Source organism: Okeania sp. SIO2C2, from assembly GCF_010692625.1.
Taxonomy (GTDB): domain Bacteria; phylum Cyanobacteriota; class Cyanobacteriia; order Cyanobacteriales; family Microcoleaceae; genus Okeania; species Okeania hirsuta.
The window spans coordinates 245438-271977 of record NZ_JAAHGM010000011.1 but is presented as its reverse complement, the minus strand read 5'-3'; the positions used below and the strand labels follow the sequence as shown (position 1 = coordinate 271977).

The following is a 26540-nucleotide window of genomic DNA, read 5'->3' as shown; positions in this document are numbered from 1 at the left end:
CTCTCTTGATGCACTACCAGGTACTTCTAGTCTCTGATAAAGGAGCTAACGCACTTCGCCGACGCTAGGTCGCACCGTTATTCCATATTCCCTTCTTAAAAATTCAGAAAAAAAATCAATGTAAACATTAACTTTGTTAGTAAAAAAATGATGAAGATAGAGAAAAGACGTAAATCTTTGAAAGAACAAATTTACTATATTTTTGAATATTCAGACCAGAAAAATATTTTAAGTTTGCTAGATGATTTGCTGATTACTATTTTAACAAGCATTAGTGTCAGTGCGTTTATTTTAGAAACTTCTCCCAGATTTTCAGATATTTATTCTAAAGATTTGGAATTAGTCGAAATAATGATAACTGTATTGTTTACTTTAGAATATATTATCAGAATATGGGTATGTACAATTAATCCTAAATATCGTCATCCCATTGGTGGTAGACTAAAATATATAATTACCCCCTTATCCGTAATAGACTTTATCGCTATTTTGCCGTTTTATTTACAAGTATTATTTCCCGGTTTAGGATTTATAAGATTTACATTATTACTGCGTTTATTTCGCTTATTTAAAATCAGTAGATATTCTGAGTCACTGCGTACCATTCTGAAAGTTATAGTTCTAAAAAAAGAGGAATTAATAGCTACATTGCTAGTGGTCATTTTTGTATTAGTCTTTGCTTCAAGTCTGATGTTTTTTGCAGAAAATGAAGCACAACCAGAAAAATTTTCTAGCATTTTAGAGACTATGTGGTGGGGAGTGGTAACTTTAACAACTGTGGGTTATGGAGATGTTTATCCTACGACTCATGTAGGCAAATTATTAAGTGCCGCTATGGCATTTTTAGGTATAGGAATTTTCGCTCTACCAGCAGGTATAATTTCATCTGGTTTTGCTGAAGAAGTTCAAAAAAGAAGGGGTAAAAAAATAGTTCATCCAGTAGGAAAAGATATTAAAATAACTGCAGAAACTACATTTCCCTTAAACTCAGATTTCAGACATCATATACACCCAGACTTCAGACATCATCATCCAAAACAAGAGCAAAAACAGGTGATAGTTAACTATATTGAGGAATCATCCGAGATTATGAAAATTTGCATAGAAACAGCAAAGAAAAAGTACGGACATCATTTTAAAAATGAGGAAATTATTAAAGATTTTGCCTTACTTCTTTATCAGGAAACAATGCACAAATTTCATCGTTAAAAGTCAGGAAGGAGATGGGGAGATGGGGAGGTGGGGAGATGGGGAGACCTGGAATAATATCATGTCCGGTTGAACAGTGATAAATAATTGAAGAAGGAGACAGGAGACAGGAGACAGGAGACAGGAGGAAAATTACATGGGGATAGTCAACGAAGGGCCGCTCCACGTCTACGCTCCCCCAAGTAATTTTGAACACCCCCGTTGACGGTGGGGTATTAAACCCACAAAGAAAATGATAACTACGGAGTCCTCAGGAGTCAGTCCTCAGGAGTCAGGAGGGAAGAAAGAAGAAGGAAGAAGAAGAACAGGAGAAGAAGGAGAGAGTTTTCTGATCACTAATTATCCGGACATCATATAATATGAAGAATAGGAGACAGGAGACAATTATATATAGTGGTCAATAGGAGTAAGTAATTGAGTATTTATACTTAATATTTTCCTGAGAATCTGACTGCTGAGAAAGGTCAAATGTAGGAGCTATATAGTATAAATACCTACCAAGTTACGGATTTTTCTACTACTTTTAATGTTATAAATTGAAGTGCGGAATGTGAGTTGTAGGACTGCCAATGCTTTTCCCTAAGACCTACCACCTACTACCTAAGACCTTCTTAATAATCAATGGGTAAACCGTAGTATTCAAGAGTTGAACTATCTTGAATAATATTTTGAGTAGAAGTATCTACTTGAATTTGACCAGATTGCAAAATTAAAGCACGTTGAGTTACTTTAGCAACCCAGTTTAAATCATGGGAAGCAATTAATATAATTTTAACTGGTAATTGTAAGATGATTTTAGCTAAATTTTTTCGCCATAAAGGGTCTAGACCATTAGTGGGTTCATCTAATATTAAAATTTCTGGTTTTAATGCTAAAACAGCGGCTAAAGCAGCCAATTTTTTTTGACCTCCTGAAAGTTCATATACAGATCGATCTGCATACTTTTCTAAACCAAATTTTACTAACAAATTATGAGCAATTTCTGTAGCAGTTTCTGGAGATAAACCATAGTTAAGCGGACCAAAAGTTATATCCTCTAAAATCGTAGGCATAAATAGTTGGTCATCAGGATTTTGGAAACAAAAACCTATTTGACGACGTACTTGAGATAAAGTTTTTTCTTCTAGAAGAATTCCTTGAATCCAAATTTCACCAGATACAGGTTTTTTTAAGCCTACTAAAATTTCCATCAAAGTGCTTTTTCCTGTACCTGTAGGTCCTAACAAAGCGACTCTTTCTCCAGGCTTAATTGTCAATGAAAGACTCCGTAAAATCGGTTCATTTTGTGGATATTCAAACAATAAATCTTTAACATAGACTCCAGCTTTTGGGTAATCGTCTTGCATTTGATCAATGACTAATTATTAACAGTAAAAAAAAATTTCTGCCATGACAAAACTAGCAGCAATTATCAGAGATAGGAATAGATATATTGAGTCAGAGCTATATTTAAGATTGTTTGTATAACTGAAATATATTCTATTATTTTCATTGTGTAACACATTGCCATAACCGCGCAACAACATTGCCTGATAAACTCGTTCTGCTTGTTGATAACTTCGCACTAAAAGACTACCTGTAAGAGCAGCATAAACTGATAAATTTCTCCAATTAAATTTGTTTCGTTGAAAACCTCTTAATCTAGTAGCTTTAAGCATCATACTAAGTTGATTAGATATTTCAAAAATATAACGATAAGATAACAACAGTATATCGGTAATAATGGGAGAAATTCCTAACTGCCTCATCCCTTTTATTGTTGTTAAAAACGAACTTGTACCGAATAAAATTAAACAAGTAGTCATAATGGCAAAAAAACGACTAACAATTAATATAACTGCCAGACATCCTTCCTGACGAATTGTCAAAAATCCGTATTGCCAAATAATTGTTTGACCAGATAAAAAAGGTAATAATACGATTACTCCTAACAAAAAAAACCCTGGATAACGTAATCGACTAATTAAAAATGATAAAGGTAGGTTTGAAACTCCATAAAGCAGAATGGTTACTAAGAGCATTAATGGAATTAAATACCAATTCTTAACAGTAGCAAAAGCAAACATTAATGCCATTAAACCAATAAGTTTATATCTCACATCCCACCGATGTATTGGAGAGTTTAAATTGGCATATTCATCTAGAGCAAATTTCATTACTATAGTAGGTATTAGGTAGTAGATTTTCCACAATTAATAATTATTGTCTCCTCTCCTTTTTGAGCGGGGCAGTAGGCGACCCACCCCTAACCCCTCCCCCTCCCAGGAGTGGAATAGGGGGAGTAGTAAACATAAGAATGATTAACAATAACTGGCGTGCTAATTATCAAAAAAGTTATTCAGTCTGCGTTAATTACTTAATAATTGAAGTGTCACCTAAGTTAAGTATTCTTTTTTCACGCTTGGTATAATAAACAAATGAGAAAAAAATCGAAATAGGTAAATTATAGGATTGGAGAAGTTTTTTTTAGGCATAATTTTCAGTTTTTTTATAGCATTGCTTTTTCCACGCTTGGTATTACCTAATACCTTATGGTAACTACTATTAGCTGTAGACGAGAAAAGTTTACTGCTCAATCTAACACCTAACTTTGAAAACAAAGGAACAAATAACAAAAGAAAGTTGTAGTTAAAAATTTGACTAACTATCACCGAAAAGTCCTGACCTCAAGTATCCCCTTTTAAGGGGATAAAAAGCGGTTGAGGGATGGCGAGGTCCCCTCGCCATATCCAATCAACCAAGACAGCGGTCGTTCGCGACAGCGGAACGGAGTTCTATCTTCGGAGCTTCCCGTAGGTTGGGATGGCGTTTGCTACCGCAAAGCTTTCCGTTCCGGAATGCTACCGCAAACGCTAACAGGGGAGCGGGTCTGTAAGAACGGGTCTCCTCGCCATATCAAATCGACCAAGAGAAAGAGAATATTTCAGATTTCAAGCTTCTTGCTTTCCTAGGTCATGATGCGCAAACAGCGGTCGGTACTGATAACTGATAACTGAAATGACTAACTAATAGTTATTCAAGATTGATTTGAAGGATATAGTAGTCGAAGGAAAGGTGAGGACATATCAAAAACTTAAAACTCAGACAACGCCAGATTTTTCCTTATTACTTATGTCTTCTTCCTTCTGCTATAACCTGTGAAATTTTCTCCCTTACCTATTTTCCATAATCATCTTCTCTAGTAAGAGTTTCAACCCATAATTTTCAAATTTAAAAACCAGTATCCTCTGACTTTTTATAGATTTCTGAACAACAGTCCTAAGAAGGTAAAAGCTCTGGCATAACTCGACGCAAAAAACTAATAATCATTGCAGTCAAAATACCTTCTATTCCCATCAAAGGAATATGAGAAATCATTAATCCATAAATTACTCTCTGCTCTAAGACAGTATCAAACCCAGAAGGTACATTTGTAATAATTATCGTAAAAAATATTAAACTAGAAACTCCAATAGCACTAGCTCCAGCAATAAATCCAAAAATACTCATAGATAAATTTTCCTTAATTCCATTTCCTAAAATATGACGTAGCTGAAATATTTGATAAGCCAAAAGTGCAGGTATTCCCATAATTAAAGCATTAATTCCTAAAGTAGTTAAACCACCATGTCCAAACATTATTGCTTGAAAAAATAGACCAACCAGGATAGCTGGAAAAGCATAATAACCCAAAACAGTTCCTAACAAACCATTTAATACTAAATGAACGCTAGCTGGTGGAATAGGAATATGAATACTAGAAGCCACAAAAAAAGCTGCTGTTAATAAAGAAGCTTTAGGAATACTAGCTTTAGGATTTGGTAAACGATTAATTTGGCGTAGAGAATACCAGGTAATTAAAGAAGTAATCCCATAGCCACTAATACATAGTTGAGCAGGCAAAATACCTTCTGAAATGTGCATTATTAAAGATTTAAAATTATCCTGACAAAGGTCAAATATTATAAGCATTCAGCCGTCAGCTATTAGCTATCAGCTAGTAATTTTGGGTCTGCGTAAAAGCAACCTTTGAAATTGAAAAAGAATAAAAAGTTACTGCCAAAGTCCCAGGAACAAAAAAGCAACCTTTGAAATTGAAAAAGAATAAAAAGTTACTGCTAAAGTCCCAGAAACAAACCTGAGAAATAATTATTCATTACTAATTGCTGATAGCTGACTGCTGATAGCTGTTTGCGCAGCATTCCGCAGGAAATGCTTACCATTATTCTAATGTTCTTCTTGTGGTCGATATTGAGTTTTAAATCGCCAGAAAAATAAAGTAGTTCCCACAAAACCCCACATAGTACAACCGATCATTAATCCTTTTTGTAGCGGATTATAATCATTAGAAATATTGGCTAAATACTTGTGATTTTTGCTGACATTATGATGATGATAATTGTTAGATTTATCTACTTGAAAAGGAATACTAACCAGCCCACCATGACCAGCTTGACGCACCTTAATTTCCCAAGTTCCAGACAGAGAAGAATCAGGGTGAAAAATAAAATTTCCTTGCTCATCAGTTGTGCCTTTTAACCAAACTTTATTTGGTTCGATAGGAGCATAAACTGTGACAGAAGCATTAGGTAAAGGAGCGCCAGTATCGTAAGTAGCATTAATCTTAATTGCCTGAGTAATTTGGTGTTGAATTTTCACTCCATGAGCGATGGCTTTTCCCTGTAAACTTACTGAAGATAAAAATATTAAAGGAATAGCAAATTGCCATTTCATATTTCACCTATGTATAATTTTTACCTTAGCAATCTTGCCATTATTTATAATAAAATAGGATTTATTTTATAGAAAATCCCGAATTACTAAATTACCCAATTTAATTTATGAGATTTCTTTGTGGGTTTAATACCCCACCGTCAACGGGGGTGTTCAAAATTACTTGGGGGAGCGAATCCCCATGTAATTTTCCTCCTGTCTCCTGTCTCCTGTCTCCTGTCTCCTTCTTCAAGAGATTTCTTACAAGGCTAAAAGTCCAATAAATTACTAGTGCAGGATGGCAGAAATAACTAACCAGTTACAAAATCCTAAAAGCCTTACCAATCAATACTTTTGACTTTATTGAGTGCGTCTTACATTCTGAGGTGTCCTCAGAATTACACACTCGATGCATGACTTTTGACTTTTAACTTCCGCGTAGCGGCAATAGACAAAAATTATCTTTGACTTTTTAATTTTGACTTACTAATGACTCATGGCAATGGCCTTCACCGACATGACCCAAACTGGGTAAAATTGCCATTAACTTTTGATAGTCAGCAGGGGAAAGTTTGCTTTTCAATGTAGCCATATCTGCTTCAACTTTTCCTCCTTCGGCGATCGCTGCTAGAGGTGCAAAACCTAATGCTCCTGTATTAATTTCATCATCTGAGGCGGCACTACCATCACCGAAAAGATGGTCAAAATGGAATGTTGCCTCCAATTCTGCGGTATCTCCACCTTGGAGAATACCTTTACGCTCATCTCCAACAAAATCTCCACAGGTAAATTCTAGCTCCTGGTCAATTTTGAGGGTAAAAGGTATAGTCTGACCATCTTTAGTTGCTGTGCCATTAATTAATAGAGAATAACCCTGAGCAGGGCCAACCGTTGCTTTGGGCATTTTCCAAGAGATGGCATTGTAGCGACCAGGAGGTGCAGATACCTCACTTACCAAAATAGCTTCCGCAGTTTCATCCCCCTCTGCTAAGTCTACTGTTTTAGTTTGAGCAAGAATGACCTTTTCTTTTGCCTCTGGTTTTCCTCCCGTTTCAGCATTATAGGGTGGGTCTGTTTGGTAAGCAGTGACTTCCACTAAATTCGCGTAAAGTTGGTCAAATGTCACTTTCCACCCATCTTTAGTCACGAAACCTTCTCTGACAAAGTCTTCTCCGTTGGCACGAAGTTTGAGAGTACCTGGAGTATTGTCAGTTGTTTGGGTTTGACAACTGCTCAGTAAAACGCTAGGGATTACAAAGGCCAATGTTGACCATATTAAAAGCTGTTTTCTCATCTTCATTGCTTTTACAGTTGTACGGGAGTTGTACAGATAGGATTTTGAAAGTAAGCAAATTTTAGGTATGGCATTTTGATTTACAGAGAATTATCTTTTCTGTGGCGGGTTTAATACCCCACCGTCAACGGGGTTATAGCAGTTGAAGGAAAGGTGAGGACAGATCAAAAGCTGAAAACTTAGACAACGCCAGATTTTTCCTTCTGCCTTCTGCTATATAAGACACCAAGTGGCGTGTCGAAGACTATCCATAAGCAATTAGACCTTCTGCCTTCTGCCTTCTTCAAGGACACCAGTGACCATTTTTCTCAAATATTGCTGACTTTTTTGGCCTTAATGACCTACATATCTCTGTTATTTAGTAAACACTTTTTTACAAAAATTAACAATCCCTGGGGAGGGCATTATAGCGCTACGCGCAAGTCAGAAGTCAGAAGTAAGAAGTCAGAAGTCAAAAGGAATCCCTGACTGAGTTTGAGTGTTTATAATTTCCCCAACCTATTTGTGTAGTGCTATATGTGGACAAAATAATAATATAGCGCAAGTCAGAAGTCAGAAGTCAGAAGTCAGAAGTCAGAAGGAATCCCTGACTGAGTTTGAGTGTTTATAATTTCCCCAACCTATTTGTGTAGTGCTATATGTGGACAAAATAATAATTAAGTTTTAAAATTTTTTTTGAATAAGGCAGAAGGCATTCCCCCTTTCAAAGCTATCCCTTACCCATAAGTCTTAGAAGTATTGCAGGGTGGAGAGATGGTTATAGTAGCAACGCCAGAGAAATCAAATAGCACACCCATTCGTTATTCACTTTTAGCCACCTCTGTCATTATTTATCTTTTAAAGATTTAAAATTGCTTTTAAACTTTGAGTTAATAACTATTACTATCAAAAATAAGATGATAGGATTATGACTTTAATAAAGATAAAATAAAAAAAACTAATATGTAAAAAATTGTCAATATTTTTGAGACCCCTTACAATATTTAATTGTCTTAGCACTAGCCAAAAAACTTACTTAACTAATATGATGAATCACTTTCGTTTTCTATCCTTATCTGGAATCATTGCTAGTTTAATTGCCATGAGTTCCTGTGCAAATACAACTACTCCAACTGTAGATCCTAACGCTAGTCCTAATAGTTTAAATTCATCAGTATCTACTGCTACTGACAACATGAGCAAAATAGATATAAATGATGCTTCAGACTCAGACTTAAAAAAATTAGCAATCAAGTTAAACATACCGGAGCTACCAGAAAAAATTAAGGAAAATCGTCCTTACAAAGATATTAATGAACTGGCGGTCAAAGAAGTTATTAGTCCTCAACAATTAGACTTTGTGAAGAATGATATAACTGTTGCAAAACCCAGCCCATCACCAGAAGAAGAAGAAGAAGACAATTAATGTAAGCATTTCCCAGGGAATGCTGCGCAAACAGCCATCAGCTATTAGCTATCAGCAATTAATTTTGGGGAAGGTAAAAGCAACCTTATCAACGTCTCAAAAAAAATCTGCTGATTGCTGATTGCTAACTGCTGAGTGCTTCTTTAAATAAAAGTTAAAATAATATATTTTATTGATTAAATGTATATAATTCAAAAGTGACAATTAAGCTGAAAAAATTAATAATTGAGACAGTAAAATGATAGAACTTAATACAGAAAAAGCTGTAGAGTTATTAAACTCTATTATGGAATTTGAACTAGCAGGGGTGGTGCGCTATACTCACTACTCCCTAATGGTAACAGGACCTAATCGCATACCAATTGTACAATTTTTTCAAGCCCAAGCAAATGAATCTTTACTTCATGCTCAACAAGCAGGAGAAATATTAACAGGTTTAGAAGGTCATCCCACATTAAAAGTAGCTCCAATTGAAGAAACAAATCAACATTCAGTACCAGACCTTTTAAAGGAAAGTCTTAACCATGAAGCCAAAGCTTTAGAACTATATAAAAGCTTCTTACAAATTGTAGAAAACGCAAGTATATATTTAGAAGAATATGCTCGCACCATGATTGGTCAAGAAGAGTTACATAACATGGAAATAAAAAAAATGTTGCGTGACTACAGTTGATTAATTTAACTTAGAATAAATCTCTAAAATCATCATAGCAATCCGTCTAAAAAATGTGAATATCTGCCCAGAAATTACATATTATTTAGGATTAAAGAAAGAGCAATCGGATTGCTTAATTTTTTCCTAATACCAAAGAAAAAATATCAACTATTTTGATAAAAATTTTGTGATTATTTACCAAAAATTATCCGCTTTTTTATTGCTAAATATGCCATTGGTGATTGGAGGTATGAAATCAGTAATTTAGGTAAATTAAGAGTAATTATTTGAATGGCAAGATTAGATATTGTCTTTACTGAATTGACCGAAAAGCACATTTCTTTCTCCTGACTCGGTCCTCCTGACTCCTAAGTAGGGTTTGCTGAAAAAGTATTTTAGTAGGGGTAGGAGACAGGAGACAGCTATACTGGAGACAGGAGAAATGGACCGGGAGCGAGGAAGTAGGAGTAAGAATTGTAAGAATGATTTTTCTGCCCAACTATGCGCCTAAAATACGCTCCTTTTTGAGCGTTTTAGACTGAAACAGGCGCACTTTTTTCGTTCCCAAAAAGGCACTTGTCTTTATATGTCAATGCTTTTATATTTAATCAGCAAGCCCTAAGTAATTAAGGTTAATATCATACAATAATTCACCAACGCCCTAAATATTTATTCATCTTCATTAGGTAGAGAAGGAACAGAAGGAAAAGATTTTATCCACTTTTGATTAATACTCCAATCCAAAACAAGGCCAGCCACAGCAAAAGCCACTACACTTTCTATACCCAAGACCATTAAAGGCCATAAATCAAGAAACCTATCCTCATAACTTAATCCCACATCAATTTCTCCCAAACCCCTGACACTGCCAAAGGCCACAACTGCTCCAGATTTTAGATGGGGGTTGCTATCCTGACGGATAATATAACGATAAGTCACGCCAAACAGAAATCCACTAATAAAAGCGATCGCGCCCTGAAACAAAAAATTCCAGCCTAGAGCTATAATTTCTAAATCTGCCAATAACTCAAACTTATGGGCCAAAAATAGGCTGTTGCCGAAAGCGATCGCCCCAGAGGTTAAAAATAGGGAAATACCAGCTATAGTTCCTGCTTTTAGAGATTCTATTCTTTCAGCAAAGGTAAAATTTGATGAGTATTTGACCATATATCATATTATTGATTACCACCGAAGGGTATCAACCATCAGTTTTTTGTCTCACTTATCTTACTATTGTTTTCAAGACTGGTTAAGATACTTGAATTGATACGCAAATTGCGATAAACTTAATATTATTATTCTGTTTGATACTTTTGATAGTCAAAATAGCCTAAATCAAATATTATAAGATTTGGAGTTTCGACTTAGTTAACAATTTGCGATACGGAGCGCGATATAATACGCTAGTTCTCACAGGCAAGTAGTAACGAGGGTGACGCTTTGTATCTTCTGCACTAATCGCGGCTGAAACATTTCTGGCAGTCTATCTATATAGACATAGACCTCAGAAGAAATCCCGCTCCCTACAAGGAACGACGCAGTCAGGGTTTGAAGACTTTTTTGTGATGTTGATTGACAAAGACTTAAATGTAGGTATAGAGTTTAGATCTGCGGTTGGCTTGACCGTCAATGCCTGTGGATGAGTAACCGCCGACGGCCTCACAAGAAGCAGGAAGTAAACATCAAATTGTCACGTTATGTGACGCTTTGTATCAGTTTTATGAAGCAGTAAATGTTTACCTTTTTCTAAATGCGGTTATGGATATTTTATCATTAGGCTGGGTTTCACTTTTAGTTGTGTTTGGCTTCTCTATTTCTATGGTAGTTTGGGGTCGTAACGGTTTCTAGAAACTAAGCATCGGTTTTTATAAACCTAATTTTTTTTGATGCGATCGCACTAAATAGCTTTTCTGAGCAACACCAGAGATGGGGTAGGTTTGTTACCTCTCCCCATCAACCTTAGAAAATAACATTGCTTAACCAATAATTATTTATATAAAATTCCTCCTCATCCCCTCAAGCAGACATCCATCAATAAATATAGGTAAGCAGAATTACTGTTATCCCTACTTATTGACAAAAATAGAAAATAACTATATTGTAATTATTAACTTATTAATAAAAACTGTCAATAATTTTCTACAATTATGGCTAATCCCCTAGAGCCAGAAAAATCAGTAATTTGGAACAGACGGCAATTCCTAAAGCTAGGTTTAGTCGGTAGTGGAGTAACTTTAGCTGGCATTACCACTCAACATATTCTACCTAAATTGTCATCATCACTCGAAGCTAGGGCAGCCATCAATACTATAGAATTAAATCCTACAAATACCCTAAGAGAATTTGATTATGGAATTATCAAACAAGAAAACGGTCGTCAAATCCGAGAATTTCAGATTAAAGCAATTAATTCTAAATTACAACTAAATCAAGCAGTATCCTTTATTAGTTGGAACTATAATGGTCGGGTGCCTGGGCCAACATTAAGAGCAACAGAAGGGGAAAGAGTCAGAATAATTTTCGAGAACGAAGGTGGTCATGCCCACACAATGCACTTCCATGGCATTCATCCAGCAGAAGTAGATGGAGTGCGTCCAGTGCGTCATGGGAAAACAACCATTTATGAATTTGACGCTCAACCTTTTGGCGTTCATCTCTATCATTGCCATATTACTCCAGTAACTCGTCATGTCAGCAAAGGGTTGTACGGTATGTTTATTGTTGACCCTCCCAACTCTCGTCCCCCTGCAGATGAGGATGAAATGGCGAGTAAATATTCTGATATTGGTGCGGACATACAAGCAAATATGACAGAATTAAAAAAGGCTTGGCCGTCTGCTATAGCACCAGAAATAGCAGCGATGAAACCTGCTAAAGTGTCACAGTTAATTGAAGAGATTAAGCAGAATAGTGAAAAAGTGGGATAGTTCAACAATTAATAATTAATAATTAATAATTAACAATTACCTCTCCTTGAAAAGAAGAGGATTGATGCAAAAGGGAAAATTTTTTCTTCTCTTGGTCGATTGGATATGGCGCAGGTTTCCTCGCCATCCCATCCTAAGGGAATGCTCCGCAAACGACCGCTTGTTTCTTCTTTAAAGGAGAGGCTTTATACCTGAATTTTTCGGTAAATGTTGCTGGAGTTTTGACTATATCAATAGACATCTCCAATCATAAAAAATCAAATCAATTATCGCACAGAAATTATTAATTCTTTCCCCCTACTCTGTACGGACGTTGCATGGAACGTCCCTACCACTCCCTCTTTTGTGGAGATATAGCAATGTGCGCTGGCATATTTACAAATTGCAGGAGGTGTCCAATAGCTAAAAGTCTTATATGATTCCTACGGAATGCTTGCGCAAACGGTTTTTTATTCCCCCAGATGAGCTGTTGCCTGTTGCCTGTTGCCTATTGCCTGTTGCCTGCGCGCAGCGCTATATCTATTAGACATCTTCATAAATTAAATACTCAAATTTGAGCTTTGATCGACTATTTATGCTGTCGCTCACAAACTAGAACAGTTCCCTTTTCTCCCCGTGTAATGCGAAGTTCTTCATCTAAATAAAGTACTTCTAAACGACCTTTAGGCGATCGCTTCATTGTAACAGAAATTTCTCCTGTTTCTGTATTCATGCCTTTGGGTGGCACTAACCCAAATATCAACTTTAAAAATACAGACATTAATTGTTCTTTCAACCCTTTCTTTGATAATTTATCGTTGACCAAATATATCTTTCCAAATTGACAAATTTTCACCCTTTTGTGGAGCTAAAGTTCCTCCAGTAAATTCGACTTGTAAGGTTTTATTATCGGCAGGATAACAAACACCTAAATTACGAACAATACCTTTTAATGGTGGGAATAATTCATCAATAATACTAAACTCAACTACAATATCATGGCTACGTTTTTTCCCTTCTCCTAACAAGACAACAGGTTGTCTAACAGAATCAATAACTAACTTTAAATTGGTAGGTTCAAACATATTAAATGCTAACCTTCCCAGAGTATAAGCATATTTACCATTAGAAAGTTTTTCTCCTTGAGGAAAAGAAGGGGCACTAATTAATAGCCAATCTTGAGATTCTAGAAGGGAGCTATGGGTAGGTTCTACTATAGGATTAAGTTGAGAAAGTTGCTCTATTTTTTCCTTAACATTCTGGTGTTTAACATCTCCTTGATATTTATTCAAAGCTTATTTAAAAGCAATTTTTGTTTCAAGTATTGTTGCTGTATAATTCATTGTCTTTTCCTAAAATTATATACTGATAAATACCTGTGCCAAATTAATTTAACATTTTTAAGTAGCGAACAAGGAAGAGAAAGAATTGTATTTGTTAACATTTTTCTCAGAATTTATACCAAATTCAAAAAAGATAGTTATAGTAAAATAATCTGCAAAACTATTCAGATATTTGCTCTCCTCCTAACTCCTGTACTGGCAATTTCTGGAGGAATGCTCCGCAAACATGAATTGCCTCTACTGACTCCTAACAATAAGAGTACGGTATTGCTACAGTACTTTTGATGGATGATAAAGCACAATTTTACATTAATCTCCATACCCCTCTATTAGTCAATTTAAGAATCCACAAGGTTTTCAACCCATGGAGTGTCAAACTAAGTAGTTCAACTAAATCAATTAACATTCTGATGATTACTAACGCTGTAAAAAATTCCCACAATACCTCTTTAAGTGCAGGTGGAACTGACCCAGAATATTTTGATTGGCAAGAAGTTTGGTATCCAGTTCATTATGTAGAAGATTTAGACAAAACTAAACCTACACCCTTGACATTATTAGAACGAGATATTGTGATTTGGTGGGAGGAAAAAAAACATCAATGGCGCGTATTTGAAGACCAATGTCCTCATCGTTTAGCGCCGCTTTCTCAAGGTAGAATTAATGAGACTGGATGTTTAGAATGTCCTTACCATGGTTGGGCATTTTCAGGCAGAGGAAACTGTGAAATTATTCCTCAACAAAAAGAAGAAGGTAAAGCTGAAAAATCATCAAGAGCAACGGTTAAATCTTTACCGACAAAAGTCTGTCAAGGTCTTTTATTTGTCTATGCAGGAAAAGTAGAAAATGCTGCTCAAACACCTATTCCTACAGTTGATGTTTTAGATGAAAATTCTGATAAAAGTTCTAATGAATGGGTTTGTTTAAATACTTTTCGAGATTTACCTTATGATGCTTTAACATTAATGGAAAATGTTTTAGATTCTAGTCATATTCCTTATACTCATCATCGTACTGTGGGAAACCGTACTAATGTTTCTCCTGTAGAATTAGAAGTAGTAGCATCAGGAAAGTGGGGGTTTAAAGGAGTCTGGGAAGAAGGTCCGAGAAAAGGTACTTTGGGAAGACAAGAAACTACTTTTATTGCTCCTGCAATGATGTGGCATGACCTTACTTCTAAACAATTTGGTCGTACATTAACAGTTGTATATGCAACACCTATTCGGAAAGGAGAATGTCGTTTATTTGCTCGTTTTCCCTTTAAATTTTCTTCTCCATTTCCCAAATTTTTTATTCAGTTAAGCCCTCGTTGGTATTCTCATATTGGGCAAAATGGAGTATTGGAAGATGACCAAATATTTTTACATCATCAAGAACGGTATTTAGAAGCAAAAGGTGGTAGTGCGAATTTTTCAAAGGCTTTTTATTTACCGACAAAAGCAGATTTATTTGTATTTGAATTGCGTTCTTGGGTGAATAAATATAATGCTCAGTTATTTCCTAATGCAAGTTTAAGTTCTGCTCTTTCTTCAGAAATATTATTAGACAGATATCATTCTCATACTAAAAAATGTAGTAGTTGTCGCAATGCTTTAAAAAATTTACAACGAATTAAAATAGGAGTAATAATTGCTACTTCAGCTATGTTGATGATTATCCTATTATTACTGTTAGTTTTGGAAGATTTAAATATAATTGGGATGATTTTTATGATTTTAAGTTTACCTCTTGGAGTTGTTTCTTGGTTAGGGTTAAATCAATTAGAAAAACAGTTTTATCAAGGTCGAGAAACTCCCCCTAGAAATTTACCAGATAATTAGGAAATATCAAAATTTTCTTGAGCGAGGGAGTAGGGGAGCGGGGGAGTGGGGGAGATGGGGAGCAAAGATGTTGGAATGGCGATCAGATGGAACATTTTGTATAAGCATAAGAATAATTAACAATAACTGCGGTGCTAACTATCAAAAAAATATTCAGTCTGTGTTAATTAATTAATTAATAATTGAAGTGTCGCCTAAGTTAAAAATTATTTTTTCACGCTTGGTATAATACTATAGCAACTGCTATTACTACTTTTAACTTAGGAATATCTGTTTGCGTAGCACATAGAAATCATTAGAACGGGAGCAAGCAACAGTTAGAACGGGAGCAAGCAACAGTTAGAACGGGAGCAAGCAACAGTTAGAACGGGAGCAAGCAACAGTTAGAACGGGAGCAAGATGCTCCCACTAGCTATACCATTATAATCCACCAGTACCTTTAGTTCTTCCTTCTCTCCTAAATAACTAAACTCCCTTCTTTTTCCTCCTGACTCAGTCCTTCCCCTCCTGGGAGGGGTTAGGGGTGGGTTGACTCCTGACTCCTCCATCGTTTATTTATAACTAAACACCTTCTTACTTCTTCCTTCTTCCTTCTTCCTTCTCCGATAACAAATGCGCTTGAAAATACTGACGATATAACTCACATCTGGGATAACATTTATTACTCTGCCATTTCACCAAACCTAAACTATCTAACTTAAAACCTAACATTCCTTTTAACTGCCCGTTATAATTTTCAGAAATCACATTTTTCATAGCTTCAGCTAACTCTGGATATTCTTCTAAATTCCACAAATGTCGTCGTAAATGGTCGCTATAAATTCCAGTTTCAGCAGTTACATTTTCTGGCAAATCTTCCAGAGTTAAATCTTGTTTAGAAATATGATATAAAGCCACCCTAACTAAATAAGGATGACCACCAACAATTGCCATTAATTTATCGACCTCTGACTCCGACCAATTCAAATTATGTCGCGATGCTAAATCCTGAACTTGCTGTGGATTAAACTCTGGTAAATCTATAGGTAATCCTACATTAAAAGGAGATTGATTAATATTCATGGGAATATAAACTTCCGTAGAATGTACTACCAATAATCGCAATTTTTTCCAAATAACTCGTCGCTTTGATTCCTCATGCCAAGCTCGTAATAATCCCAAAAAATCTTCGGCAATATCAGGATATTGAAAAACTCTATCAATTTCATCTAAACCCAACACTAAAGGATTATCTATTTGAGCTAGTAAATACTTCTCAAAATAATCCTTACAATTAACTTTACTACCAAAAATATCATCCCAATAATCATCTAATTGATTAGGCAAACGTAACTCTCGTCCCACATAAGCACAAAACCATTTTAAGAATTTATCAAGATTACTAAAAACCTCTTTATCTACTAACTGAAAACTCAAAGGTACAGTCCGATATCCTTGCAACGTAGCATGGTGTAAAATTCTTGCCATTAAAGAAGTTTTACCCATCTGTCGTGGCGCTTTAATTCTAACCAACCCACTTGGTTGCAAAATAGCTTGATAACAACGTTCTTCAATAGGTGGACGCTCGATATAAAAAGTAGATGCTACATCAATTTGTCCCCCCGGTATTTCAGGTTCAGCAGAGGGTAAAGGAGCGCTATTTGTTGATGCAATGCTACTAATTTCTTCCGCAGGTAAAGTCTCTTGTTGTTCCTCTACTTCCGACGCAATATTCTCCGGTGGAGTAGCTAAAAGAGTCAAAACTTCCCTCAGAATAACTACACTATCTTCAGGCGATCGCCACTCCCGTTGTTGAATGCGATAGAGATAACCCCGCAGATCGTGGTTGAGGGGTGTACTCAGGGAAAACCCTACCCGTATCGGCAAAATTACAGGTTTACGGTTGGGTCGGGAAAATTGTAACTCCCTTGCAAGTTGTACTTGATAGGTCAGTAACTCACTTTGTACCGACTGGGGAGGCAAAAATAACAGCAAATAGTCACACCGCTTCAACTCCTCATTAATACGCCGAAACCAATTTTCTCCCAGACGGATGCGGTCTGCTGCCATAAAAACCTGATGACCAGCAGCATTCAAGGCAGTTTCAAACTGTCGTGCCAATTCTCGATCCGGGTCTTGACTGCAATAACTGATAAAAACTTGGGAACTATTGTGACTCACTATTTCTTCGTTATTAAGTAGTGGCAAAAGTTCTCCAATAGGTTCTGTTTCACTTGAAGTTTGACTCTGTTTTCCCGAACGGTGGTCTGCTTCATCCAATGTCAGACCAAAGGAGGCAAAAAGCTGCTGAATTTTACTCAGGTCTGCACCGACTCGCCCTTGTCTAATTTTACTGATGGTGTCGGAACCCACTCCAGACTCAGCTTCAATTTCTGCAAGAGTAGCTCTGAGGTTGTACTGTTGTTTCCATTCTTCAATAGCTTCATTCAGTTTTTTCAGTCCAGAAGTTGTGAGAATTCGTCCGCGATCGCGCTTTGATTTTTTTTCCACTGTTTCTTCCTATTTGTATTTTTATTGTTATTTATTTTACAGCAGTTATCGAGTTGATGAGGTATAAAGTTTTATTGCTCTAGGGAACAGGGAACAGGGAATATACGAATAAATAGTCTTATAACTGTACCTCGCTATCCTCAAAAATGCTGTAAATGATTTTAACTAGCTATCAGCTTTTCTGTTCCGGAATACTTTTCTACAAAATGCTACGCAAACGCAAATAGCTGTCAGCTAAAAATTCAAGAGTTTGAGTCCCCCACTTTAACGAACTCAGAAGTCAGAAGTCAGAAGTTATTAGGGAGCTGGGAACAGGAAATATACGAATAGTCTTATAACTGTACCTCACTATCCTCAAAAATGCTGTAAATGATTTTAACTAGCTATCAGCTTTTCTGTTCCGGAATACTTTTCTACAAAATGCTACGCAAACGCAAATAGCTGTCAGCTAAAAATTCAAGAGTTTGAGTCCCCCACTTTAACGAACTCAGAAGTCAGAAGTCAGAAGTTATTAGGGAACACCGGAGCTGGGAACAGGAAATATACGAATAGTCTTATAACTGTACCTCACTATCCTCAAAAATGCTGTAAATGATTTTAACTAGCTATCAGCTTTTTTGTTCCGGAATACTTTTCTACAAAATGCTACGCAAACGCAAATAGCGGTCAGCTAAAAATTCAAGGGTTTGACTCCCCCACCTCACGGGGTGACAAGTCACAAGTCACAAGTCAGAAGTTAACCCACCCCTAACCCCTCCCAGGAGGGGAAGTAGGGGATGCGTGAGCAACTCTCCAAAAATATTTCGCTTTAAAAGGCGGAGTTTTAGACCCAATTATTTTGATAAAAAAGCGCGTGATGCTTGTTAATGGGGGACTTAAACCTTCATTATACACCTTGAGAAGCTGATTGCTCATAGCTGAGTGCTGAATGCTACTTTAACGAACATAGCTAACTCTTTCTAATTTAAGGAAGTTAACTAATTAACAACATTTTAACTGCTTTTATCTCGAAACTATACTGCCTAACATAATTGAGGCTTTTCTAGATTTTTTTAAATCTGGTTTAATTAAAATCCTAATATTCTCTACAAAAAAAAGCCGATTTTTTTAAAGTATTTAGAGAAACAAAAAACAGGGAGCAAGCCAATGAAAAATATTTTTCATCGTTCAATTTTAACTATTTTTAGCACAATATTTTTTACTATTAATACTGCGATATCTGCCCAAGCAAATTTTACTTTTGACGAGGTAGAAATTGACCAAAATCAAGTTGTTGCCATGGCAATGCCTCCGAGCGATCTAAACGGATATTCTAGTTATAAACTAATTATTTTAGAACAGCGTTCTAATGAAAGACCTTGCTGGAGTGAAAGTGAAGCAGGATTATATCCAATTTTAGTTGAGCCTTTGCTATTAAACTTTAATTTTTCTGGCATTTGTGGAAGAGCTACTGATAGTAATGGCTATTCAATTCGGGTAGATGGTAATGATTTATCAGTTAGTCATAGATTAATTTTGCAAAATGTTGGTGGTGAAATTAAATTATTTGGCATTTCCTTGACAGGAGATAAAAAATTGATTGGTAGAAGTCGCGGACTTAGTAATGGAATGATGAAAATTTTTCTAGAACCTGGTTGGCAATTTACTAAGCGTAGTTATCAAGGAAAAGTTCTTGGTCATTTTTATTTTAGTTATGATAGTTTTGCTGCTAAACAAGCTGAGATTGAGCAAAGAATATCTGAGATTGAGGCTCAAATTCCAGATAGTTTAGAGTTTTATGATAATACTAATTCAGCAATAGCAGAAGGTTCTTAACGAAGTCAGAAGTTAGAAGTTAGAAGTCAGAAGTCAGAAGTTATTTTTTTAACGGGCATTTGAGCAACTATCCAAAAATATTTCGCCTTAAAAGGTGGGGCTTTAGACCCATATTATTTTGATAAACTGAAGATTCATAAATTACAGAAGTATTTTTTAATATACCTTGAAAAATGTAGATTCAATACACAATATATATTTTGAAAATGGATTAATTAATTGATAAACTTTAGCAATTTAAATTAATTTATAACTCTTAATAAAATCAGAAATTAGCAAATATTTTATCGATGGTAACTAGATTTAAAATTCAGTATATAGCTAGAAAAATTTGTACCGCCCTACTTTCTAATTGATCAAATAGTTAATATAGCAGTAGAAGCAAAGGGCACGGACAGATCAAAAGCTTAAAAATCAGACAACGCAAGATTTTTCCTTCTTCCTTCTTTCTTCTTCCTTCTTTCTTCTGCTATACATTAAAATTTTCTTTCACAAAATCAATAAAAACCATGAAAATCAGACTTATGAACCATAGAAAAACCCATAAACCATCTCAGAAAGAATTGAATGATTTAGAAATATTATTAACTTTAATAGGTCTAGATTTAGTCATTCAAGAAACAGAGTATTTTACAGGAGATGATTGGTTGCCTCTGTGTAATGATATTGATAGTGGAGAAATTTATCGGGACTGGTTTATTTGGCAAGATACAGAAGTTACTCAAGAATGGGAAGCTTACGATCATGTTACTAATCAACGAATTATTGACAGTAACTTAACTAGATTAACAGCAAAAATAGATATAATAGAAAACCAGAGAAACTTACAAATAAATAATTAGTTGAAGAAGGAAGAAGGAAGAAGAAAGAAGGAAAAAATGGATAGGGATACTAAAATAAGCCACTCCACATCTACAAACCCCAATAAATTGTAGATACCGTGTAGACTGTATCAAAACTAGAAACTTTACATACAAAAAAATCAAGTAGGAAATTAATTATGACAGGTTTAGAAATAATAATTTTTGCTTTAGTACCAAGTATTGCTTGGGGAATAGGAATTGTATTTGCTTTCCCTCCTGACGATATTAATAATTACTAAAATCCAAAAATAAGTATCAAAACTTTCATCATCGTAGAAATTGATTAAATTAGTATAGTACTACGCAAATGGGTTAGGACGTTTATAAACGCTCAAACTTAGTCAGGGATTACTTCTGACTTGCGCCTAGCGCTATAGGTGTTCCATCCCCAGAAAAGATAAAACTCGCCCAATAATAAGGATGTTCATATTCTCCTTCTTTCAACCAATTTCGCTGAATTTCCAGCAAAGCATCCCGGCGTCCTTTTCCTACTTTTAATCCCTGATAATAAGCTACCATCAAGTCTTTTGTGGCATTATCTTCTACTTTCCACAGACTAATCATTTGGCTTTCACTGCCTGCAATAACGAAAGCACGACGTAATCCATAAATGCCCTCCCCCGTGCTAATATCTCCTATTCCTGTATCGCAAGCAGATAATACTACTAATTGAGTGCCAACTAGATTTAAGAGGGTTGCTTCATCAGCGGTAAAAACTCCATCATCCCCTCCACTCTGTCGTTCTTCCACACCTGTAAAGACTAACCCAGAACGAAATAGGGGATTATCAAGATTGGTTGGGTTTTCTGATGTAGGTTTGGATAAAAAGAATCCATGAGTGGCAATATGGAGGAAGTCAGGATTTTTGACTTGTTTGAGAGCGTTTTCTGTTGCTTGCTGTTTGGTTTTGATTTGGTTGTCCGATAAACCCATAGTTGTTTGAATTGCTTCAGCTTCTTGTGCCGTTCCCTCTAAACGTCCGAATGTTTCCGTTGCAAAAAGCTGTGAAATATTCTCAACCGAACGGTTAATTGCAACTACTGGACTGTGGTAGAAAGGGTCAGCGATAACTAAGGCAGATTGTCGCTTATTGTTAGAGTTTGGTCGCAGTAAATCACGTCCAGAGGTAAGATAACTGATTTGATAATTTTCGACTAGATATTGGTTATTCTCATCCACTAAGGCTTCAAAGGGAATCAAATTGAGCGTTGCATCGGGAGATAAAAGAATGGTTTTAGTCTCTCCTAATAATTGGCGGACAGGCTCCATCACGAATTTATCTAGTTTTCTGGCAGATTTTTTGAGTGTTTTGATAGTTCTGGGGTTAGAAACTACCAGCTTATCCCGCAATTCTTTTACTACATGATCAATACCTTCTGCTTCTCCTAAGTCGATGACTTGGGGTTCGCCTTTTTGATAAAGAATATAAGCAGCATAGCGAGGTTTGCCAAAGCCTTTGTTTGGGGGTACTTTAGGATTAAAAGGATTGAATGGTCGATAGCGTACCAATTCCACTAAAGCAGCATCAGCAGGAATCTTTTCTTGAATAGCTTCAAGGGTAATGGGTTGGGATAGATTACGGAATTCGGAACTACGACGACTCAGTTTGTCTTCAAGTTGTTTGGCTTTTGTTTGAACTTCAGCAATTAGTTGACGATAAACTTCTGGAGAAGGGAAATCTTCTGGCTTCTTGAAAATGAGGTTAGCGTATTGGGTGTGAATAGCGAAGAGTTCAGTTAACAATTTTTGACTTTCGGAGTCCTCTATACGCTGGCGGAGAATTTGTAAGCTGTTAGTCAAAATATCCAGGATACGTCCTTTGCGCTCAAAGATAGTTTTAAGTGCTAGACGAGTTGCTTCTGGGTTATTGGGTGCAGACTGGAGATTGAGAGAAATAGCGCCATTAGTTGTCCCAGAAATTGTTCTCATGTAATCTTGTTTCTGGCGCTCGTCCCCTGCTACCAAGTTTTCGGAAAGATTATACTCTTCAACCGATAGTCCTTGACTTAAAAATTCAATTGCTTTAGTTACATTGTCTTGAGAGTAGTAAAGTGCAGCCAGATTGTTCAGACTCTCTGCAACAAAGGGGTGATTCTCTGCTAATTGTTCTTTCCTGATAGCTAAGGACTGTTTAAAGAGACGTTCGGCTTCCGTGTATCTCTCTTGAGACTCGTAAAGTGCAGCCAGATTGTTCAGACTGGTTGCAACAAAGGGGTGATTCTCTCCTAATTGTTCTTTCCTGATAGCTAAGGACTGTTTAAAGAGACGTTCGGCTTCCGTGTATCTCTCTTGAGACTCGTAAAGTGCTGCTAGATTGTTCTGACTCTCTGCGACATCGGGATGGTTGTCTGGTAATATTTCCTTTCTGATAGCTAAAGACTGTTGATAGAGGGCTTCCGCATCCTTTTTCGTGTATCTCTCTTGTGAACTGTAAAGTGCTGCCTGGTTGTTGAGAATAGTTGCAACAAAGTTGTGATTGTTCCCCAAGCTTTTTTTTGTTATATTTAAACTTTGTTCATAGAGGCGTTCGGCTTCCCTGTATCTGCCTTGCAATCTGTAAAGTGCTGCCAGGTTATTTAGACTCTCTGCGACATGGGGATGGTTATCTCCTAATTTTTCCTTTCTGATAACTAAGGAATCTTGATAGAGGGGTTCGGCTTCCCTGTATCTCCCTTGTGAGTAGTAAAGTCCTGCAAGATTGTTCAGGGTATCTGCAACCAAGGGGTGATTGTACCCTAATTTTTCCCTTTTGATAGCTAAGGACTCTTGATAGAGGCGTTCGGCTTCCGTGTATCTTCCTTGTGAGTAGTAAAGTAATCCAAAATTGTTGATAGTATCTGCAACAAAGGGGTGATTGTCACCTAATTTTTTCCTTGTGATAGCTAAGGAGTCTTCGTACCGGAGTTCGGCTTCCCTATATCTCCCTTGCGATCTGTAAAGTGCTCCCAGATTGTTTAGGCTATCTGAAACAGAGAGGTCATGGTCTCCTAATATTTCCTTTCTGATAGCTAAGGACTGTTTCAAGAGACGTTCGGCGTCCGTGTATCTCCCTTGTAAATAGTAAAGCCCTGCCAGATTGTTCATACTGGTTGCTACATCAGGGTGATTGTCTCCTAATTGTTCTTTCCAGATAGCTAATGACTCTTGATAGAGGGGTTCGGCTTCCGTGTATTTCCCTTGAGATTCGTAAAGGAATGCCAGATTGTTCATAATGGCTGCTACATCAGGGTGATTGTCTTCTAATTTGTCCTTTGTGATAGCCAAGGATTTTTGAAGGAGGGGTTCAGCTTCCCTGTATCTTCCTCGTGAGATGTAAAGTGCAGCCAGATTGTTCAGACTCTCTGTAACATCAGGGTAATTGTCTCCAAGTAGATTTTTGCGAATCGCTAATGCTTTCTCAGCCAAGGGAATAGCTTCAGCATACTTTCCCTGCTGATATAACTCAACAGCCTGATTATTTAATCTTTCAGCTTTCCCTAACTCATCTTCCAGTGCAACCTGAGACATTGGCCGTTCCACCATTGGTGCTGGCATCCTTATCCAGAATCCCAGCACCCCGACAAAAGCGATCGCAGATGATATTGATAACTTGATTAAACTCTTTTTCATCATTAATCCCTCTCTAAAATAAAATCGATTCGTTTTGCCAACTTTTCTACCTGTACCTCGTCCCCTAATGCGGAATAACTCGCCTTTGCATTCTCTAACCACTTTGCTGCCTCATCCCTATCACCTAAACTATATTCCACCTCTCCTAATTCCCTTTGCATCATTGCCTTAACTTCGCTCTCCGCTTCTGTCGTCAAAGCCAACCCTTGCTGATAAACCTCCTTCGCCATTAAACTCAATCCTACCTGCTGGTAAATATCCCCCAACAACTGATAAACCGTTGTCGTCTGACTGCCAGACTTGACTAACCCTTCTAATACCTGAATCGCCTTGGCATTTAATTCATTTCCTCGGTAAAAATAGGCTAAGACTAATCCTTCTCGTTCTGGATTTTCCTGCAGAGCGATCGCCCCTACCTGTTCCTGTAAAGTTTTTGCTTCCTCCTCCTCCAAGACAATAAACCAACTATACTGACCATCATCCTCATCTGTGGAAGCAACCCCATTATCCGCCACTACCCTGACAGTATAAAATTCCCCTGGCTCTAATTCCCCATCATAAACTATTTGCGTTTCCTGGGTTTGCCCTTCCCAGTCTCCCACTTTAATCTTATATTGGCTTGCCCCTGAGACTCTATTCCAGCGCAGGGTCAACGAGTCATTGAAAACCAAAGTATTGCGAGGGCTAATCAGATAGGGCAATTGTTTTAACCTCTCTTCCTTTTTACCAGAGGGACGGCGCGTATCGTTATTACAATCTGGGCATAGTCTAATAACAGTCTCTCCTTCAGGACATCCCTTAGAAACAAGATATGTTCCTGCTTGCGTCTCTGTCCATTGATTGCGATCGCTACAATAAACCGTTACCGAAGCATTACTTCCTAATTTAATTTTGTCCTCACTACTAAGAGTAATACCAGACTCTGCTTGAATAAAACCCTTCCATTGTGCCTTTTTTACTTGGACATTCCCCCGAACATCAATAAGTACATGAATAGGACTACTCAACACAGGAGTTGCCCATCCCATAAGTATTAAGGTTAATGCAGCCTGAATTGTCCGTTTCCAATTCAACATAGAATTTACCATATTTATATTAAGTAGGTAGACAAAATTATTTGTAACGATCCCCCTAAATCCCCCTTAAAAAGGGGGACTTCCAGTTCCCTCCTTTCTCAGGGTAGGGGGGATCTCCAGCGAGGTACATCAACGATCCCGCTAAATCCCTCTTTTTAAGCTATGCTTCCAGTTCCCTCCTTTCTCAGGGTAGGGGGGATCTCCAGCACTGTACCTCACTAACCTGTATCTATTTATTTAATTGTTGTTTAGCTTCATATAACCATCCATCCTCTTCAGAATGAATAGTCTCACCCGCAGCTAGACGAGATACGATTAATTGACGACATTGTTGCCAATTTTCTTTGACTTCAGAAGATGGTTTATTTGTCTTTGACAAGACCTGACTATAGATACAAAAAACTGCCCCTGGATTTCGGATATATTTCTGATATTTAGAGTTTTTAGCAATAGCTATTGCAGGGAAAAGATAGGCTACAGAATCATCATATCGCTTTTGTTTAAATCTTGCCCATCCTAATTTTTTAAATATGCCATATTTTTGAGTCTGGAAATTAAACTTTTCCTCATCCGTTAACCCCTCAAAATTCCTTTCTTTTTCCTCTAAAAGCTGCAAACCTTGATTCATCAATTCTACTGCTTCGCCATTCTTATTTTCCCGAATATACCAATAAGCAAGATTATTATAGGCATCCACAAACCCACCTCTAATTGCAATTATATATTGTTTTTTGGCATTCTCCAAATCTTGTAATTCTTCATAGACAGTTGCCAACTTATAATGAGCATCAAAATTATTATCATCTAACTGAATTGCTTGTAAGTATTTCTCTTCTGCCGAAGCTAATTTTTCCTTTTGTTGTAATTGTTGACCAGCTAATTTGTAGCCATTATAAATCAATGGTAAACTCAACCAAATGACTAATATAAATCCTGTTATGAATAAATTAAAACCAAGCTTTGCCTCTTCGTGAAAATGTTGAGGAATTTTGAATATTTCTAAAAGTTTATCAAACCCTTTTTTTCCCGTTTCCGTTAACTCACTTTGAGCTTGAAATAATGATAAAATAAATGGAACAATAGCTACTGCCACTAGAAATTCTGAAGTACTACTGAAAAAAAGTCTAGCCAGCCTTAGCGAAATGGCTATGTTTCCTATCACAGAAATACCTCTGACTCCTCTAAAAAACCAGTCAAAACGATTCCAAGGGTGAGATTTTATTGCCTTTTCTTGAGCATAAATATCCAAATACCACCACCAAGATTCGCGAGACTTAGGAAAATTTTTTCGATGTTCAGCTAAGTTAACATATTGAATCAATTGCTCGGCATTTTCTTTAAGTTTTCTGTCTATTTTTTCAAG

General features: G+C 36.6%; 24 protein-coding genes. 10 read left to right on the top strand and 14 right to left on the bottom strand.

All coding sequences use genetic code 11. The features are described 5' to 3' along the window. Positions 1-147: 147 nt before the first annotated feature. Together F6K18_RS11985 and F6K18_RS11980 are read left to right on the top strand one after the other, a co-directional pair. On the top strand, positions 148-1209 hold the full coding sequence (locus F6K18_RS11985) for an ion transporter (RefSeq protein ID WP_287521055.1): 1062 nt from the start codon (positions 148-150) through the stop codon (positions 1207-1209). A gap of 232 nt (positions 1210-1441) precedes the next feature. Further along, complete coding sequence (locus F6K18_RS11980) at positions 1442-1567, top strand: hypothetical protein (RefSeq protein WP_287521053.1); 126 nt, start codon at positions 1442-1444, stop codon at positions 1565-1567. A gap of 253 nt (positions 1568-1820) precedes the next feature. Here the strand turns inward: F6K18_RS11980 and F6K18_RS11975 are convergent, their stop codons facing one another. The 6 genes from F6K18_RS11975 to F6K18_RS11950 form a co-directional block, all read right to left on the bottom strand. Further along, positions 1821-2555 carry an energy-coupling factor ABC transporter ATP-binding protein gene (locus tag F6K18_RS11975; RefSeq protein ID WP_124154431.1) on the bottom strand — a complete coding sequence of 245 codons (735 nt, stop codon included), beginning with the start codon at positions 2553-2555 and terminating at the stop codon, positions 1821-1823. Positions 2556-2573: 18 nt separating this feature from the next. Further along, positions 2574-3365: a cobalt ECF transporter T component CbiQ gene (gene cbiQ / locus F6K18_RS11970; protein ID WP_287521050.1), complete on the bottom strand. Its 792-nt coding sequence runs from the start codon at positions 3363-3365 to the stop codon at positions 2574-2576. Positions 3366-4467: 1102 nt separating this feature from the next. After that, a complete protein-coding gene (gene cbiM / locus F6K18_RS11965) occupies positions 4468-5112 on the bottom strand; it encodes a cobalt transporter CbiM (protein WP_287521048.1) in 645 nt (214 codons plus the stop codon). Positions 5113-5415: 303 nt separating this feature from the next. Next, positions 5416-5922, bottom strand: a complete 507-nt coding sequence (locus tag F6K18_RS11960; protein ID WP_287521047.1) for a carboxypeptidase-like regulatory domain-containing protein — start codon at positions 5920-5922, stop codon at positions 5416-5418. Between the two features lie 100 nt (positions 5923-6022). Then, complete coding sequence (locus tag F6K18_RS11955) at positions 6023-6154, bottom strand: hypothetical protein (protein ID WP_287521046.1); 132 nt, start codon at positions 6152-6154, stop codon at positions 6023-6025. 219 nt (positions 6155-6373) lie between these two features. Then, positions 6374-7165: a DUF4382 domain-containing protein gene (locus F6K18_RS11950; RefSeq protein WP_353735058.1), complete on the bottom strand. Its 792-nt coding sequence runs from the start codon at positions 7163-7165 to the stop codon at positions 6374-6376. Positions 7166-8219: 1054 nt separating this feature from the next. On the opposite strand from F6K18_RS11950, the gene F6K18_RS11945 reads away from it, so the two are divergent. From F6K18_RS11945 to F6K18_RS11935, 3 genes are all read left to right on the top strand, one after another. Beyond that, positions 8220-8600 carry a helix-hairpin-helix domain-containing protein gene (locus tag F6K18_RS11945; RefSeq protein ID WP_287521044.1) on the top strand — a complete coding sequence of 127 codons (381 nt, stop codon included), beginning with the start codon at positions 8220-8222 and terminating at the stop codon, positions 8598-8600. Between the two features lie 238 nt (positions 8601-8838). Further along, a complete protein-coding gene (locus F6K18_RS11940) occupies positions 8839-9273 on the top strand; it encodes a bacterioferritin (RefSeq protein WP_287521042.1) in 435 nt (144 codons plus the stop codon). 361 nt (positions 9274-9634) lie between these two features. Then, a complete protein-coding gene (locus tag F6K18_RS11935; RefSeq protein WP_287521041.1) occupies positions 9635-9766 on the top strand; it encodes a hypothetical protein in 132 nt (43 codons plus the stop codon). Between the two features lie 158 nt (positions 9767-9924). Here the strand turns inward: F6K18_RS11935 and F6K18_RS11930 are convergent, their stop codons facing one another. Beyond that, positions 9925-10422, bottom strand: coding sequence for a hypothetical protein (locus tag F6K18_RS11930; RefSeq protein ID WP_287521040.1), 498 nt, complete (start codon positions 10420-10422; stop codon positions 9925-9927). 591 nt (positions 10423-11013) lie between these two features. On the opposite strand from F6K18_RS11930, the gene petN reads away from it, so the two are divergent. Further along, the gene (gene petN, locus F6K18_RS11925; protein ID WP_124144543.1) at positions 11014-11103 is read left to right on the top strand and encodes a cytochrome b6-f complex subunit PetN; all 90 of its coding nucleotides are present in this window, start codon (positions 11014-11016) and stop codon (positions 11101-11103) included. A 299-nt stretch (positions 11104-11402) separates the two neighbouring features. Beyond that, a complete protein-coding gene (locus F6K18_RS11920; RefSeq protein ID WP_287521039.1) occupies positions 11403-12182 on the top strand; it encodes a multicopper oxidase domain-containing protein in 780 nt (259 codons plus the stop codon). Positions 12183-12750: 568 nt separating this feature from the next. Here F6K18_RS11920 and F6K18_RS11915 read toward each other — a convergent pair. Then, the gene (locus F6K18_RS11915; protein WP_287521037.1) at positions 12751-12987 is read right to left on the bottom strand and encodes a PAP/fibrillin family protein; all 237 of its coding nucleotides are present in this window, start codon (positions 12985-12987) and stop codon (positions 12751-12753) included. Next, positions 12974-13453 (bottom strand): hypothetical protein, encoded by a 480-nt coding sequence (locus F6K18_RS11910; protein ID WP_287521035.1) that lies wholly within the window; start codon positions 13451-13453, stop codon positions 12974-12976. Before F6K18_RS11910 ends, F6K18_RS11915 begins: the two co-directional genes overlap by 14 nt. A 461-nt stretch (positions 13454-13914) precedes the next feature. On the opposite strand from F6K18_RS11910, the gene F6K18_RS11905 reads away from it, so the two are divergent. Then, positions 13915-15324 (top strand): Rieske 2Fe-2S domain-containing protein, encoded by a 1410-nt coding sequence (locus tag F6K18_RS11905; protein ID WP_287521034.1) that lies wholly within the window; start codon positions 13915-13917, stop codon positions 15322-15324. A gap of 383 nt (positions 15325-15707) precedes the next feature. On the opposite strand, the gene F6K18_RS11900 is transcribed toward F6K18_RS11905, so the two are convergent. Together F6K18_RS11900 and F6K18_RS11895 are read right to left on the bottom strand one after the other, a co-directional pair. Next, on the bottom strand, positions 15708-15872 hold the full coding sequence (locus F6K18_RS11900; protein ID WP_287521033.1) for a hypothetical protein: 165 nt from the start codon (positions 15870-15872) through the stop codon (positions 15708-15710). 25 nt (positions 15873-15897) lie between these two features. Further along, positions 15898-17814 (bottom strand): AAA-like domain-containing protein, encoded by a 1917-nt coding sequence (locus tag F6K18_RS11895; RefSeq protein ID WP_287521032.1) that lies wholly within the window; start codon positions 17812-17814, stop codon positions 15898-15900. Between the two features lie 1146 nt (positions 17815-18960). Here F6K18_RS11895 and F6K18_RS11890 point away from each other — a divergent pair. Beyond that, on the top strand, positions 18961-19629 hold the full coding sequence (locus F6K18_RS11890) for a DUF3747 domain-containing protein (protein ID WP_287521030.1): 669 nt from the start codon (positions 18961-18963) through the stop codon (positions 19627-19629). A 509-nt stretch (positions 19630-20138) separates the two neighbouring features. Further along, a complete protein-coding gene (locus F6K18_RS11885; RefSeq protein ID WP_287521028.1) occupies positions 20139-20471 on the top strand; it encodes a hypothetical protein in 333 nt (110 codons plus the stop codon). A 369-nt stretch (positions 20472-20840) separates the two neighbouring features. On the opposite strand, the gene F6K18_RS11880 is transcribed toward F6K18_RS11885, so the two are convergent. The 3 genes from F6K18_RS11880 to F6K18_RS11870 form a co-directional block, all read right to left on the bottom strand. Next, the gene (locus F6K18_RS11880) at positions 20841-24104 is read right to left on the bottom strand and encodes a CHAT domain-containing protein (RefSeq protein ID WP_287521026.1); all 3264 of its coding nucleotides are present in this window, start codon (positions 24102-24104) and stop codon (positions 20841-20843) included. Beyond that, positions 24104-25189 carry a hypothetical protein gene (locus F6K18_RS11875; protein WP_287521025.1) on the bottom strand — a complete coding sequence of 362 codons (1086 nt, stop codon included), beginning with the start codon at positions 25187-25189 and terminating at the stop codon, positions 24104-24106. Before F6K18_RS11875 ends, F6K18_RS11880 begins: the two co-directional genes overlap by 1 nt. Before the next feature lie 217 nt (positions 25190-25406). Further along, positions 25407-26498 (bottom strand): type IV pilus biogenesis/stability protein PilW, encoded by a 1092-nt coding sequence (locus F6K18_RS11870; RefSeq protein WP_287521024.1) that lies wholly within the window; start codon positions 26496-26498, stop codon positions 25407-25409. Positions 26499-26540 lie beyond the last annotated feature (42 nt).

What these genes read in the sequence shown, in the direction of transcription:
- F6K18_RS11985 (WP_287521055.1), top strand. Translation starts at nt 148, where the DNA reads ATGATGAAGATAGAGAAAAGACGTAAATCTTTGAAAGAACAAATTTAC.
- F6K18_RS11980 (WP_287521053.1), top strand. Translation starts at nt 1,442, where the DNA reads ATGATAACTACGGAGTCCTCAGGAGTCAGTCCTCAGGAGTCAGGAGGG.
- F6K18_RS11975 (WP_124154431.1), bottom strand. Translation starts at nt 2,555, where the DNA reads ATGCAAGACGATTACCCAAAAGCTGGAGTCTATGTTAAAGATTTATTG.
- cbiQ (WP_287521050.1), bottom strand. Translation starts at nt 3,365, where the DNA reads ATGAAATTTGCTCTAGATGAATATGCCAATTTAAACTCTCCAATACAT.
- cbiM (WP_287521048.1), bottom strand. Translation starts at nt 5,112, where the DNA reads ATGCACATTTCAGAAGGTATTTTGCCTGCTCAACTATGTATTAGTGGC.
- F6K18_RS11960 (WP_287521047.1), bottom strand. Translation starts at nt 5,922, where the DNA reads ATGAAATGGCAATTTGCTATTCCTTTAATATTTTTATCTTCAGTAAGT.
- F6K18_RS11945 (WP_287521044.1), top strand. Translation starts at nt 8,220, where the DNA reads ATGATGAATCACTTTCGTTTTCTATCCTTATCTGGAATCATTGCTAGT.
- F6K18_RS11940 (WP_287521042.1), top strand. Translation starts at nt 8,839, where the DNA reads ATGATAGAACTTAATACAGAAAAAGCTGTAGAGTTATTAAACTCTATT.
- F6K18_RS11930 (WP_287521040.1), bottom strand. Translation starts at nt 10,422, where the DNA reads ATGGTCAAATACTCATCAAATTTTACCTTTGCTGAAAGAATAGAATCT.
- petN (WP_124144543.1), top strand. Translation starts at nt 11,014, where the DNA reads ATGGATATTTTATCATTAGGCTGGGTTTCACTTTTAGTTGTGTTTGGC.
- F6K18_RS11920 (WP_287521039.1), top strand. Translation starts at nt 11,403, where the DNA reads ATGGCTAATCCCCTAGAGCCAGAAAAATCAGTAATTTGGAACAGACGG.
- F6K18_RS11905 (WP_287521034.1), top strand. Translation starts at nt 13,915, where the DNA reads ATGATTACTAACGCTGTAAAAAATTCCCACAATACCTCTTTAAGTGCA.
- F6K18_RS11900 (WP_287521033.1), bottom strand. Translation starts at nt 15,872, where the DNA reads ATGGAGGAGTCAGGAGTCAACCCACCCCTAACCCCTCCCAGGAGGGGA.
- F6K18_RS11890 (WP_287521030.1), top strand. Translation starts at nt 18,961, where the DNA reads ATGAAAAATATTTTTCATCGTTCAATTTTAACTATTTTTAGCACAATA.
- F6K18_RS11885 (WP_287521028.1), top strand. Translation starts at nt 20,139, where the DNA reads ATGAAAATCAGACTTATGAACCATAGAAAAACCCATAAACCATCTCAG.
- F6K18_RS11880 (WP_287521026.1), bottom strand. Translation starts at nt 24,104, where the DNA reads ATGATGAAAAAGAGTTTAATCAAGTTATCAATATCATCTGCGATCGCT.
- F6K18_RS11875 (WP_287521025.1), bottom strand. Translation starts at nt 25,189, where the DNA reads ATGGTAAATTCTATGTTGAATTGGAAACGGACAATTCAGGCTGCATTA.